This window comes from Dentiradicibacter hellwigii, assembly GCF_041770905.1.
Lineage (GTDB): Bacteria > Pseudomonadota > Gammaproteobacteria > Burkholderiales > Rhodocyclaceae > Propionivibrio > Propionivibrio hellwigii.
The window spans coordinates 1,526,440-1,538,434 of record NZ_JBEUWX010000002.1 but is presented as its reverse complement, the minus strand read 5'-3'; the positions used below and the strand labels follow the sequence as shown (position 1 = coordinate 1,538,434).

Below are 11,995 nucleotides of genomic sequence, written 5' to 3'. Positions count from 1 at the left end.
GCAAAGAACCGAACGATTCAAATGAAGGACTGAAACTCAAGATGAGCGAGAAAGCAAAAATCCCGGAGCCGGCGGATATCGCCGAGTCAAAATTCACCGCTGCGCAGGAGGCGTGGCGGGTTTTCGGCATTATGTCAGAGTTCGTCGAGGCTACGCAGCGTCTCTCGGCCATTCGTCCGGCGGTGTCGATCTTCGGCAGTGCGCGCACGCCGCCCGGCTCGCCGTATTACGTCTTGACCGAGGAGATCGCGCGCAAACTGTCCGATGCCGGTTTTTCGGTGATTTCCGGCGGCGGGCCGGGCATCATGGAGGCCGCCAACAAGGGGGCGTACCACGGCAAATCGCCGAGCGTCGGCCTCAATATCCAGTTGCCGCGCGAGCAGGTCAGCAACGGCTATCAGGATATTTCGCAGACTTTCCGCCATTTTTTTGCACGCAAATATATGTTCGTGCGTTTTGCCAGCGCCTACGTCGTCATGCCCGGCGGCTTCGGCACGCTCGACGAGTTGCTCGAAGCGCTGACGCTGGTGCAGACGGGGAAAAGCCAGAAAATTCCGATCATCCTTGTGCATTCGCCCTTCTGGCGCGGACTCGTCGACTGGCTGGGCGCCCGTCTGGTCGAGGAACAGATGATTGCGCCGGAAGATATGCAACTGCTTCAGGTGCTCGACCGTCCCGAAGAAGTCGTCGACGCGATTTTCGACCATTACGCAACGCGCGGTTTTGCGCCGCTGCCGTCCGAACACGAGCTGCTGCTCAATCTGTAATACAATGAGATTGTGTTTCCTGGCCTGGAGCGAAGACGCGCAGCAAGCGTGTTTCCGTGTGTTCATCGGTGTTTCAGGCCGTGTTCCGGAGCGTGTTTACCGCCCGATTCCCTTCCCTGGACGATTGCCATGCGCCACACCGCTCACCGTTTTACCTTTCTACTGACCCTGCCGTTTATCGCGCTCATTGCCGCCACGGCGCCCGCCGCGGCGCAGTCGCAGGCGGCACCACCGCCTGCCGCCGATGCGCCGCCGCCCCCGCTGGAGATCATCGACGATGATTTCGAGCCGGACGTGACGATCCGCAAGCGCGACGGCGACACCATTGAGGAACACCGCATCAAAGGGCGACTCTACAAGATCGTCGTCACGCCAGCGCACGGCGTGCCCTATGTTCTGGTCGATCCGAAGGGCGACGGCACCTTTGTGCAGATCGACCAGGGCGCGCCGCAGATTGCCGTGCCGATGTGGGTTCTCGGCACATTCTGAGCGCGGTGCGTAGAAGCTGCGGCGGCATTTGCCATTTATCTTTGCTTTCAGCTTTTTTCTTTTTCCTGTCACCTTGAATTTTCTAAACAAGGAAGGTCATTTTATGGAGCAACTGCCTGTCCCCGTCCGCAAATTTACCGGCGAGAGCCGCGTCGTCGATGTCAATCGCGTCTTTGACTGGTTGCAGCGCGGATGGTTGCTATTCATGGCTGAGCCGGCGCAATGGCTGCTGATGACGCTGGTGCTGATCGTCATCATGCTGGTGTTGTCGCTCATTCCCTTGCTGGGCAACCTGCTTGCCATTTTACTGACGCCGGTTTTCGTCGCCGGCATGTTGTACGTCGCCCAGCGTGTGGATGATGAACAGGATCCCACCTTCGAAAGCATGTTTGTCGGCTTCAGCCAGAAACCTATCAGCCTGATGATCCTCGGCGCGCTGTATACCGCAGCCAACCTGCTCATTATGCTGGTCTTGTTTCTGATTGTCGGCGGCGCTATCTTCAGCGGTGCAATGCGCGGCGATATGACCGGCGTTGGGATGGCGATTGGCAGCGTGCTGGTCGCATTTGTGTTGTCAATAATTCTCTTTGTTCCCGTGATGATGGCCATGTGGTTTGCGCCGGCGCTGGTCTTCTTTGAAGACGCCTCGCCCATTGATGCGATCAAGGCCAGTTTCAGCGCCTGCTGGAAAAATATCGTGCCCTTTATCGTCTATGGGCTGTTGATGTTTATCGCCTCAATCGTTGCGGCGCTGCCTTTCATGCTTGGCTTCCTCGTTTTGCTGCCCATCATATTCGGCTCGATGCTGGCTTCGTACAAAGATATTTTTGCCAGCCAATCGTAAGCCCCATGCAAACAAAAACCCTGATTGTTCCTGCCAGAAATGGCTGGCAATGGATTGCCGAAGGCAGCCGTATTTATGGCAAAAACCGCATGCTGCTGGCGTTGGCGGTCATTGGCTTCTGGCTGCTGATGGGGCTGGTCGGCAGCCAGGTGCCTCAAATCGGCAGGCTGCTGGCGACGATCTGTATGCCGGCCATATCGGTCGGCCTGATGGGGCTTTGCCGCTATCTCGATCAGGAGGATACGAAGGCGCCTTCGGCCCTGCTTTCCGGACTTTCCAGCCACATGGGCGCGTTGCTGTTGCTGGGCGTGATGTACATCGTCGTGCTGGCGGCGGCGCTGGGCGTCGTGGCGCTGATCGATGGCGGCCGTTTCTTTCACGTGTTTCTCATGGGTGGGAAACTGGATGCGGCCGAGGCCAACCCGCTGGCGACCTGGGCTTTGCTGTTGCTGATGCTGCCGGTGGCCATGGCGTACTGGTACGCGCCGATACTCGTCGCCTGGCATGGGCATTCGGTGGGCAAGTCCCTGTTTTTCAGCCTCTTTGCCTGCCTGCGCAACTGGCGGGCCTTCGTTGTTTATACCTGCTCGCTGATCATGCTGATGATTCTGATGACCATCGTCGCCGGCATGATGGCTTCCTGGCTGCCCGCCAGCCTGCCGCGCGTGGCGCAGAGCATCCCCGCCGTACTGCTGTTTTTCTTCCTCGCCATGCCGGTGCTGTATGCCAGTTTCTACGTCAGCTACCGCGATGTGTTCGTGGCGGGCGGCGATCAGGGTTGAAAGGCCTGAAATGCCCGAAACACGGGGGCTTGCCCCGTCGTCTTCTCTAGCTCCGCAGGGGGTGTTCGGCGGCACCTTCGACCCGGTGCATTACGGCCATCTGCGCCTGGCCGAGGAAGCCGCCGAAGCGCTGGGGCTGTCTTCCGTCCGCTGGATACCGGCCGGGCAGCCGGCGCTGCGCGCGGTGCCGCAGGCAAGCGCTGCGCACCGGCTGGCGATGACGCGGTGCGCCATTGCCGACAATCCGCGCTTTATCCTTGACGATGCCGAAGTGGCGAGCGAGCGTGTCAGCTATACCGTGCCAACGCTGGAGCGCCTGCGCCGCGCGGAGGTTTGCGGCAGCAGGCAGCCGCTGGTGCTGCTCACCGGCGTCGATGCGTTCCTCCGCCTGGAGGCGTGGCATCGCTGGCGGCAGCTGTTTGAACTGGCGCATATCGCCGTCGTCTGCCGCCCCGGCTATTCATTGCGTGCGGAAGACTTGTCGCCAGCGCTGGCGGCGGCGTTCCGCGCGCGCTGCGTCGATGACCTCGCCGCGCTGTCTGCATCGCCCGCCGGACAGATCGTAGCCTTCGCCATGACGCCGCTCGATATTTCCGCAACCCGCATTCGGGCGTTTCTGGTGCGGGGCATGACGCCGCGCTACTTGCTGCCCGACGCGGTCATCGACTACATTCGCCGCCATAACCTTTATACGGAGCATTGAAACCTTCATGAGCACCCGCCGCCCAACCCGCAGCCAGATTGAAAAAATCGTCATCGCCGCCCTGGAAGACATCAAGGGCAAGGAGATCGAGGTCATCAGCACGAAAAAGCTGACGTCGCTGTTCGAGAGCATCGTTATCGCCAGCGGTGACTCCAACCGGCAGGTGCGTTCGCTGGCGCGCAGCGTGACCGACAAGGCGCGCGAAGCCGGCATCGACATCCTGTCAACCGAAGGCGAGGATGCGGGCGAATGGGTGCTCGTCGATCTCGGCGACGTCGTCGTGCATATCATGCAGCCGGCCATCCGCAGCTACTACAACCTGGAAGAACTCTGGGGCGGAAAAGGGCCGCTGCGCGTGCGCGAGGCCACTCAATCTCAGGCAACGGATGCCTCCGCGTAAGCGAGGGGATGTGACAGCCGATGAAACTGGGCATTCTGGCGGTGGGGCACCGGCTGCCGGGCTGGGTGGCGGAAGGCTGCGAGGAATATCTCAAACGGCTGCCGCGCGAACTGTCGGTGAGCGTGACCGAAATCAAGCCCGAAGCGCGCGCCGGCAAAACGCGCGCGCAACTGCTGGCCGCGGAAAAAACGCGCCTGCTGGCGGCTCTGCCAGGATATGCGCGGATCGTTGTCCTCGATGAGCGCGGCGAAGATCTACCCACGATGCAGCTGGCGCAGCGCTTGCAAGACTGGCTGCGCGAAGGCGGTGATACCGCTTTTGTCATTGGCGGCGCCGACGGCCTTGATGAAGACATCAAACAGCGTGCCCACATGAGGCTGCGCCTTTCCAGCCTGACCCTGCCGCATGCGCTGGCGCGGCTGGTGCTGTGCGAGCAGCTTTATCGCGCGGTCAGCATCGTCAAGAACCACCCTTATCACCGGGAGGGCTGAGTAGTCGTGTCCGCCCGGCATCTCTCCAACCATCCGACGCAGAGGACGCGATCATCCGTACTGCCAGCGCAGCGGCGAAGCGAAGCGCGTGCAGCCCGACCCAAAAACGACGGGGCGCGCCAATCGGCGGAGAAATGCGCTTCCCCAGCAATCACTCCATGACATGCCATGAACGAAATAAGCTCTGAAACCACAATTGATATGCCCGAAATTGCCGCCAGCGAAGCGGTTGATGACATCAAGGCGCCGCAAATTTATCTCGCCTCACGCAGCCCGCGCCGGCGTGAGCTGCTCAAGCAGATCGGCATCCGTTTCCGGCCGCTGCTCTTTCGCCTGCCGCCGCGCGAAGACCCGGAAGTCAGTGAGGCGGTATTGCCCGGCGAGGCGGCGATCGACTACGTGCAGCGCATCGCCCTGGCCAAGGCGGAACATGGCCGGCGGCTGGTGACCTGGCGCAATCTGCCGCCGTGTCCGGTACTGGCGGCGGATACGACGATCGAATTTGAAGGCGAAATCATCGGCAAACCGGTGGATGAAGAAGACGCCGTGCGTATCCTCAAATGCCTCTCCGGACAAACCCACCGCGTGTTGACGGCCGTGTCGGTCGCCGATGCGGCGCACATCGAATCGGCGCTGTCGATCAGCGAAGTCCGCTTTTCTCCGCTTGATGAAGCGGGCATCCGCCGCTACGTCGCCACCGGCGAGCCGCTCGACAAGGCGGGGGCTTATGGCATCCAGGGCGGCGCGGGGCTGTTCATCCAGCATCTGGTCGGCAGCTTCAGCGGCGTGGTGGGGCTGCCGCTCTTTGAAACCGGCGAGTTGCTGCGGCAGTTCAAAGTCATGCCCTGAGATAGCGGCTTTCTTCGCCAAACTACGGCGTTGGCCTTGCCTTGCCGTACTACGCGTACTGTCAGCGGTTTACCGCCTTGTTTTTTGGTAAAGCCAAGCCGCTATATTTTGGGCGTCTCAATCAAATGTGGGTGCCCTGAACCCCGCGTATTTAGGGCATCTCCGGAACCCCTGCCTTGAAGCCCTTATAAATAGGGCATATCCAGACACCCTACCCGGAGCACCTTTATCCATGCGGGTTTTGGAAGTGCCCGCCCGCAAACACCTTATCCACGCGGGGTTCAGGGTACCCGAAAATCCTCTCGTCCTTTGGGAGGGGAATTTGGGGAGAAAGTAAAAAAGCAAAAAGAGCGCAGGGGAAAAATCAAATCCCATCTGAAATAACAGAAACCGAAGCCTTCGGCGTGTTGCCCTCTCTGCCCCTTCGGAGAATCTCCCCCACAAGGGGAGAATCAAAAATCCATCGACCACTGACGCGACGGCTCCGTGACACCTTCCCCCAAAGGAGTGCTGCCCGCTATCCCGCGTATTTAGGGCATCTCCGGGAGGTATGCCCTGAAGCCCCTTATAAATAGGGCGTTTCCGGGTGGATACTTCTGAAACCCTTATGGATAAAAGGCTGCAGGGCAGCAAACTCTGGAATGCCCTGTTTGCGCGGGCTTTAGCGGTGCCTGTCGGGATTCCCAATTCAGCGCGTGAGCTGTGCCGATAGCAGCTGGGCGGCTTCGGCGATGCCGTCCGGGCGCGGCGGCCTGTTCGGCGTTTCCTCGGCATCCCGCCAGAGCGCTTTCAGGCTGCTTGCCAAGGCGCCGCGTGCCAGCATTTCCGGCGCGATTTCCCGGCAGCAGGCGTTTTTTTCCAGCCAGTCGATCAGATAATCCTGTTCCGGCCAGTCGCCTCGCCGCTGGTAGAGCACGGGGATGCCGTTGCAGGCGGCTTCGACGAAGGTGCCGTAGCCCGGCTTGGCGAGCAGTGCATCGGCGCTGGCCAGCAGATCGGAAAAGGTGAAGTCGGGGGAAAGCAATGATTCGAGCGCCGTCATGTCCGGTCGCCGGATCTGCCACGACTGCGGAACCAGCCAGCGGATGCCCGGCAGGTGCGGCCAGCGGGCGGCGCCCAGATCGTGATCAAACCCGCCGTAGGTGATGAGCACCAGGCGCTCGTCGGGCGCAAGTGCCAGTTTCTCCGCCAGTTCGGCGCGGCGCGGCGTGCCCAGTGCAGCGACGGGGGCGATGGCGCGCGTGTTGCCGAAATCGTGCATCGGCATGGCCGGCGTCAGGCGTAGAAAAGGCGCCGCACTGCGGTAGGCGGCCAGAATTTCGCCGTGGATTTTGCAACGCTCCTCGCGCTTGCGGCGGGCGGCCGCATCTTGTCCGTGATCATCATTTCCCCGATCGACGAAAAAATGGGCAAACAGGTCGGCCCAGTTGAGCGAACACATCGACCAGGCGGGAATGCCGGCGTGCGCCGCACCGGCGAGCGGCAGATAGGCGACATCGGTGAGCACCAGATCGGGGCGCAGCGTGTCCAGAAAACGCGCTTCGGCATCGACGCGCCGCGCCCAGTCCGCGTGCTGCCGGCGGTAGCGCCGCAATGTGGCTGGCAGGTCGATATTGAGGGCGTTATGCATGGCAAAGCCGAAATCGGAAGCGGCGGCGATGTGCGTGAACGCGCCGTCGATACGGCTTTTCAGCCGCGCTTCCGGCAAGGCGCTGCGTAGCGTCAGGCGCAGGCCGGGGCGCTGCCGCTGTAAGGCATTGAGAATCGGCGCGGCCTGAGCGAGATGGCCGAAGCCATGCGCAGAAATATCAACGAACAGGTGCGCGGCCGGAGGTGTGACCGAATGTGCGAGCGAACGGCCGCCCGGATCGGTGCCTGCGGCGGCGTTATGTGTCTGCGCTTGGGCCATGCTGCGTCTGGGCGTGGGAGGGCTGTTCACCGGGCAACGGTCACGGCGCCGGTGTTTCAGGAAAACCGCGCCAACATGGCTTCCGCTAGCGGCGTCGGGCGCGGCGCCGGCAGCGGAATCCAGACGCGATGGCCGTTGCCGGGCGCCGTCGGGATCGCTTGCCCGTCGGCGTTTTCCATGCGTTCAAGGCGCAGGGTGACATTGCCCGACGGGTGGATGAGTTCTAGACGGTCGCCGACGGCAAAATGGTTTTTGACGTCGACTTCAGCGAGTTGGCGTGTTTCATCCCAGTTGAGCACGTCGCCAACGTAGCGGCTGTGTTCGGACTCGGAACTGCCGCGCTGGTAGTTTTGCAGCCGGGCCTGGTCGGCCAGATCGGCGTTGCGCCGCGGCCGGTAAAAGCCGTCGGTATAGCCACGGTTGGCGAGGCTTTCCAGCGCGCTGAGCAGGCGCGGATCAAACGGCCGGCCGGTGACGGCGTCATCAATGGCGCGGCGGTAAATTTGCGCGGTGCGCGCGGCGTAGTACGGCGACTTGGTTCGCCCCTCGATTTTCAGCGAATCGACGCCGATCTCGACCAGACGCTGGACGTGCTCGACGGCGCGCAGGTCTTTGGAATTGAGAATGTAAGTGCCGTGTTCATCCTCCTCGATCGGCATCATCTCGCCGGGGCGCTCGCGCTCTTCCAGCAGCCAGACATCGCCGGCGGCGTCCGCGGCCGCCGCGTTCAGCGTGTAGTTCCAGCGGCAGGCATTGGTGCAGGCGCCCTGGTTGGCGTCGCGCCGGTTGAAGTAGCCGGACAGCAGGCAGCGGCCGGAATAGGCGATGCACAGCGCGCCGTGGATGAAAACTTCCAGTTCGATGTCCGGGCACTGCTGGCGAATTTCGGCGATTTCCGGAATCGACAGCTCGCGCGAGAGAATGATGCGCCGCAGGCCGAGCTTCTGCCAGAAACGCACGGCGGCGAAATTGACGGTATTGGCCTGCACCGAAAGGTGAATCGGCATATCCGGCCAGCGTTCGCGCACCAGGTCGATCAGGCCGGGGTCAGCCATGATCAGGGCATCCGGCGAAAGCGCGACAATGTCTTCCATGTCGGCCAGATAGGTGCGCACCTTGGCATTGTGCGGCACGACATTGCTGACGAGGTAAAACGCCTTGCCCGCGGCGTGCGCTTCGTCGATAGCCTGGCCGAGCCGCGCCGCATCGCCGAATTCGTTGTTGCGCACACGCAGGCTGTAACGCGGCTGGCCGGCGTAAACGGCGTCGGCGCCGAAGGCAAAAGCGCGGCGCATCATGGCCAGCGAGCCGGCGGGAGAAAGCAGTTCGGGAACGACCATGACGGGATTGACGTGAGAAGGCAGAGGAAAAAAGCGAAAAGAAAGGCGGAGAGATCGCGGTAGAATGCCCGGAATTTCAACATTCTACAGCGTTTGTTTAACGCTTTTGTTTGCCATGTCAGAAGAAATTTTCATCAACTTCACGCCGCAGGAAACGCGCGTCGCCGTGATCGACCAAGGGTCCGTGCAGGAGTTGCACATCGAGCGCACCGCCAGCCGCGGTCTGGTCGGCAACATCTACCTGGGCAAGGTCGTGCGCGTGCTGCCGGGCATGCAGTCGGCCTTTATCGATGTCGGCCTGGAGCGCACGGCCTTTCTGCATGTCGCCGATATTTACGAGCCGCGCACCAACGGCGATTCGCCGCGGCCGATCGAGCGCATTCTGCACGAAGGGCAGAGCCTGATCGTCCAGGTCATCAAGGATCCGATCGGCAGCAAGGGCGCGCGCCTGTCAACACAGATGTCGCTGGCCGGGCGATTGCTCGTCTATCTGCCAAAAGAGAAACATATCGGCATCTCGCAGCGCATTGGCGACGAAGCGGGGCGCGAAGCGCTGCGCGAAAGGCTCGCGCAACTGGTGCCGGACGAAGAATCGGGCGGCTTCATCGTGCGCACGATGGCCGAGAACGCCAGCGACGAAGAACTGCTCAAGGACATGGCCTATCTGCGCAAGCTGTGGGCGGATATCGAGGCGCGTGCACAAATCCGGCCGGCGCCTTCGGCAATTTACTGTGAGTTGTCGCTGGGATTGCGCGTACTGCGTGATTTTGTCAATCCGGAGACGCAGGGAATCGTCATCGACTCGCGCGAAAATTTTCAGGCGCTGCGCACCTTTGCCGAAACGTATACGCCGGATGTCGTCCCGCTGCTGGCGCACTACGGCGGCGACCGCCCGCTGTTCGACCTGCACGGCGTCGAGGAAGAAATCCAGAAAGCGCTGGCGCGGCGTGTCGATCTAAAATCCGGCGGCTATCTGATCTTCGACCAGACCGAGGCGATGACGACGATCGACGTCAACACCGGCGGCTTTGTCGGCGTGCGCAACTTCGACGACACCGTGTTCAAAACCAATCTGGAAGCCGCGCAGGCTATTGCCCGCCAGCTTCGCCTGCGCAATCTCGGCGGCATCATCATCATCGACTTCATCGACATGGATAGCGACGAGCACCGCACCGCCGTGCTGGCCGAATTCAACAAAGCGCTGTCCAGCGACCACACCCGCCTGACGGTCAACGGCTTCAGCGCCCTTGGGCTGGTCGAAATGACGCGCAAGCGCACGCGCGAGTCGCTGGCGCACATCCTGTGCGAAGAATGCCCGACCTGCGGCGGCCGCGGCGAAGTGAAGACGGCGCGCACCGTCGCCTATGAAATCCTGCGCGATCTGCTGCGCGAGGCGCGCCAGTTCAACGCGCGCGAATACCGCATTCTCGCCGGCGTGCCGGTGATCGACGTCTTTCTCGACGAAGAGTCGCAGGGGCTGGCGAAGCTGTCCGATTTCATCGGCAAGCCGGTCTCCCTTCAAGCCGAGCCGAGCTATGCGCCGGAGCAGTACGATATCGTGCTGCTGTAAAGCCGCCGTCCGCCCCCCTGCCCGATAATTTATTTCGTCGGCCGCTGGCCGCTAGCCCTTGTCTATCGGGCGTTTCCAGCCTGCCTGCCCGGAACGCCTTATAGGACGCGGGTTCTGGCGATAGGTGCCCGGAAACGCCCAAAAGACGCGGGCTTCAGCCGAGGGGTATGGCGACAGACGCCAGTTCCGGCACGGCGCTGGCTTGCCGGTCAGGAAGGCGGGGGCAAAGATGGGGCGGCTGTAACCCGGCACGGCCGTCCATTCAGCTTGACCGGCGCCCTCAACTGAGGCGCAGGCTGAGGCAAGGTTTGGGTCCATTTCGGGAAGCCTTCCGGAACGTATACCGCCGCTTGCCTCTCTGGTCAGTGATTGATTACTGCCGTCTGTCTCTCTGTCCGATAATTTATGCCGCTGGCCGCTAGCCCTTGTCTATCGGGCATTTCCGGCCGGCCTATCCGGAACGCCTTATAGGACGCGGGTTCTGGCGAGGGGTGGCTGGAAACACCCAAGGGACGCGGGTTTCCGACATGGGTGCCCGGAAACGCCCTGTTTATAAGGGCTTCGTCGGCGCTATGCTGCCCGCACTGCAATTGGTTGAGGTTTAAATGCATTCACCTGGGTGCAGTGGTTTTTTGTACGGCAAGCATTTCCAACGCAATATGAAAAATTAGGTAATTCCAGAATTTTTCATATTCGTTAAAGTCAATCGGTTTCTCTTAGCCGAGGAACAGGTCGAGGTAGGATTTGAAGGAGTACAGCCGGGCGCGTTTCTGGCTGGTGATTTCGCTCAGAATGTCGAGGCGAACCAGATCTTTGATCAAGGCCTGCGCCGTGGGCGTGGATACGCCAAGCGCTTGTTCCAGATGGGCGGCGGCGATGATGGGGCGGCTGTATAGCAGGTTCAGTGCGGTATGGGCATTGGGCGTGCGTTTGCCCAGGCTCAGGATGCGCTGTTCCGCATCTGTGCGTAAGGCAAGAATTTTTCTGAACGTTTCGCGCCCTTTGATCGAGGTTTCGGCAACGCCTTGCAGAAAAAAACACACCCAGTGAATCAGGTCGCCGGAAGTGCGCACGCGGGTCAGCGCATCGTAGTAGCTGCCCCGGTTGCGCTCGAAGAAATCCGACAGATAGAGCGAGGGTTTGGCTAGCAGGCCATTGCTGACCAGATAAAGCGGAATCAACAGGCGGCCGATGCGGCCGTTGCCGTCGAGAAACGGGTGAATGGTTTCGAACTGGTAATGGCTGATCGCCACCCGAATCAGGTGCGGCAAGGTAATGGCTTCGTTGTGCCAGAATTTTTCCAGATCGCCCATCAGTTCCGGCACATTGTCGTGATGCGGGGGGATGAACGCGGCATCGGCGAGGCTGGAGCCACCAATCCAGTTTTGACTGATGCGGAATTCGCCGGGCTGCTTGTGCTGCCCGCGTACGCCGCGCATCAAAATGGTATGGGTTTGACGCAGCAGACGGTTGGATAGCGGCAGGCTATGCAGCTCGGCTATGGCGTAATTGACGGCCTCGACGTAGTTATTGACTTCGTGCCAGTCATCGCGTTTTTCGGGGGTGATTTGCTCTTCGGGCAGGACGGCTTCGTCAATGCTTGTGCGCGTGCCTTCGATGCGGCTGGAGGTTTGCGCTTCCTTGACTACGTGCATTGCAATGAACAGGTCAATATCCGGCACGATCAACGAAAAAGCATTGAGCTCGCCCAGCGCGCGGTTGGCGGATTCCAGCAGCAGGTTGATTTGTGGGTCTTCCCAGGCCCAGTCATGATTGACCGGAACGGGTTCAAAACTCTTATATTGCAGGCGCTGCTGCCAGCGGCCGGGGGTGAAGTTCTCGAATTTCATA

The 11,995-nt window shown here is 61.1% G+C and carries 12 protein-coding genes; 9 read left to right on the top strand and 3 right to left on the bottom strand.

Features of this window, described 5'->3' with window-relative positions; genetic code table 11:
* Positions 1 to 41: 41 nt before the first annotated feature.
* The 8 genes from ABCS64_RS09355 (at position 42) to ABCS64_RS09320 (ending at position 5,325) form a co-directional block, all read left to right on the top strand.
* Complete coding sequence (locus tag ABCS64_RS09355; protein ID WP_418891575.1) at positions 42 to 767, top strand: LOG family protein; 726 nt, start codon at positions 42 to 44, stop codon at positions 765 to 767.
* A gap of 129 nt (positions 768 to 896) precedes the next feature.
* A complete protein-coding gene (locus ABCS64_RS09350) occupies positions 897 to 1,256 on the top strand; it encodes a DUF2782 domain-containing protein (protein WP_418891574.1) in 360 nt (119 codons plus the stop codon).
* Between the two features lie 103 nt (positions 1,257 to 1,359).
* A complete protein-coding gene (locus tag ABCS64_RS09345) occupies positions 1,360 to 2,100 on the top strand; it encodes a BPSS1780 family membrane protein (protein WP_418891573.1) in 741 nt (246 codons plus the stop codon).
* A gap of 5 nt (positions 2,101 to 2,105) precedes the next feature.
* The gene (locus ABCS64_RS09340; RefSeq protein WP_418891572.1) at positions 2,106 to 2,882 is read left to right on the top strand and encodes a BPSS1780 family membrane protein; all 777 of its coding nucleotides are present in this window, start codon (positions 2,106 to 2,108) and stop codon (positions 2,880 to 2,882) included.
* Positions 2,883 to 2,892: 10 nt separating this feature from the next.
* Positions 2,893 to 3,585, top strand: a complete 693-nt coding sequence (nadD, locus tag ABCS64_RS09335) for a nicotinate-nucleotide adenylyltransferase (RefSeq protein ID WP_418891571.1) — start codon at positions 2,893 to 2,895, stop codon at positions 3,583 to 3,585.
* A 7-nt stretch (positions 3,586 to 3,592) separates the two neighbouring features.
* Positions 3,593 to 3,985 carry a ribosome silencing factor gene (gene rsfS / locus ABCS64_RS09330; RefSeq protein WP_418891570.1) on the top strand — a complete coding sequence of 131 codons (393 nt, stop codon included), beginning with the start codon at positions 3,593 to 3,595 and terminating at the stop codon, positions 3,983 to 3,985.
* A 20-nt stretch (positions 3,986 to 4,005) separates the two neighbouring features.
* Positions 4,006 to 4,476 carry a 23S rRNA (pseudouridine(1915)-N(3))-methyltransferase RlmH gene (gene rlmH / locus ABCS64_RS09325; protein ID WP_418891569.1) on the top strand — a complete coding sequence of 157 codons (471 nt, stop codon included), beginning with the start codon at positions 4,006 to 4,008 and terminating at the stop codon, positions 4,474 to 4,476.
* A 201-nt stretch (positions 4,477 to 4,677) separates the two neighbouring features.
* Entirely contained in the window at positions 4,678 to 5,325 is a 648-nt protein-coding gene (locus ABCS64_RS09320; RefSeq protein WP_418891930.1) for a Maf family protein, read from the top strand.
* A gap of 688 nt (positions 5,326 to 6,013) precedes the next feature.
* On the opposite strand, the gene ABCS64_RS09315 is transcribed toward ABCS64_RS09320, so the two are convergent.
* The gene (locus ABCS64_RS09315; RefSeq protein ID WP_418891568.1) at positions 6,014 to 7,234 is read right to left on the bottom strand and encodes a hypothetical protein; all 1,221 of its coding nucleotides are present in this window, start codon (positions 7,232 to 7,234) and stop codon (positions 6,014 to 6,016) included.
* 56 nt (positions 7,235 to 7,290) lie between these two features.
* Positions 7,291 to 8,574: a prephenate-dependent tRNA uridine(34) hydroxylase TrhP gene (trhP, locus tag ABCS64_RS09310; protein ID WP_418891567.1), complete on the bottom strand. Its 1,284-nt coding sequence runs from the start codon at positions 8,572 to 8,574 to the stop codon at positions 7,291 to 7,293.
* A 115-nt stretch (positions 8,575 to 8,689) separates the two neighbouring features.
* On the opposite strand from trhP, the gene rng reads away from it, so the two are divergent.
* Entirely contained in the window at positions 8,690 to 10,144 is a 1,455-nt protein-coding gene (rng, locus tag ABCS64_RS09305; RefSeq protein WP_418891566.1) for a ribonuclease G, read from the top strand.
* Positions 10,145 to 10,860: 716 nt separating this feature from the next.
* On the opposite strand, the gene ABCS64_RS09300 is transcribed toward rng, so the two are convergent.
* On the bottom strand, positions 10,861 to 11,994 hold the full coding sequence (locus tag ABCS64_RS09300; RefSeq protein ID WP_418891929.1) for a Fic family protein: 1,134 nt from the start codon (positions 11,992 to 11,994) through the stop codon (positions 10,861 to 10,863).
* Between the last annotated feature and the right edge of the window lies 1 nt (position 11,995).

Excerpts from the sequence above, each read along its gene's own strand:
- ABCS64_RS09355 (WP_418891575.1), top strand. The coding sequence starts at position 42 with ATGAGCGAGAAAGCAAAAATCCCGGAGCCGGCGGATATCGCCGAGTCA.
- ABCS64_RS09350 (WP_418891574.1), top strand. The coding sequence starts at position 897 with ATGCGCCACACCGCTCACCGTTTTACCTTTCTACTGACCCTGCCGTTT.
- ABCS64_RS09345 (WP_418891573.1), top strand. The coding sequence starts at position 1,360 with ATGGAGCAACTGCCTGTCCCCGTCCGCAAATTTACCGGCGAGAGCCGC.
- ABCS64_RS09340 (WP_418891572.1), top strand. The coding sequence starts at position 2,106 with ATGCAAACAAAAACCCTGATTGTTCCTGCCAGAAATGGCTGGCAATGG.
- nadD (WP_418891571.1), top strand. The coding sequence starts at position 2,893 with ATGCCCGAAACACGGGGGCTTGCCCCGTCGTCTTCTCTAGCTCCGCAG.
- rsfS (WP_418891570.1), top strand. The coding sequence starts at position 3,593 with ATGAGCACCCGCCGCCCAACCCGCAGCCAGATTGAAAAAATCGTCATC.
- rlmH (WP_418891569.1), top strand. The coding sequence starts at position 4,006 with ATGAAACTGGGCATTCTGGCGGTGGGGCACCGGCTGCCGGGCTGGGTG.
- ABCS64_RS09320 (WP_418891930.1), top strand. The coding sequence starts at position 4,678 with ATGCCCGAAATTGCCGCCAGCGAAGCGGTTGATGACATCAAGGCGCCG.
- ABCS64_RS09315 (WP_418891568.1), bottom strand. The coding sequence starts at position 7,234 with ATGGCCCAAGCGCAGACACATAACGCCGCCGCAGGCACCGATCCGGGC.
- trhP (WP_418891567.1), bottom strand. The coding sequence starts at position 8,574 with ATGGTCGTTCCCGAACTGCTTTCTCCCGCCGGCTCGCTGGCCATGATG.
- rng (WP_418891566.1), top strand. The coding sequence starts at position 8,690 with ATGTCAGAAGAAATTTTCATCAACTTCACGCCGCAGGAAACGCGCGTC.
- ABCS64_RS09300 (WP_418891929.1), bottom strand. The coding sequence starts at position 11,994 with ATGAAATTCGAGAACTTCACCCCCGGCCGCTGGCAGCAGCGCCTGCAA.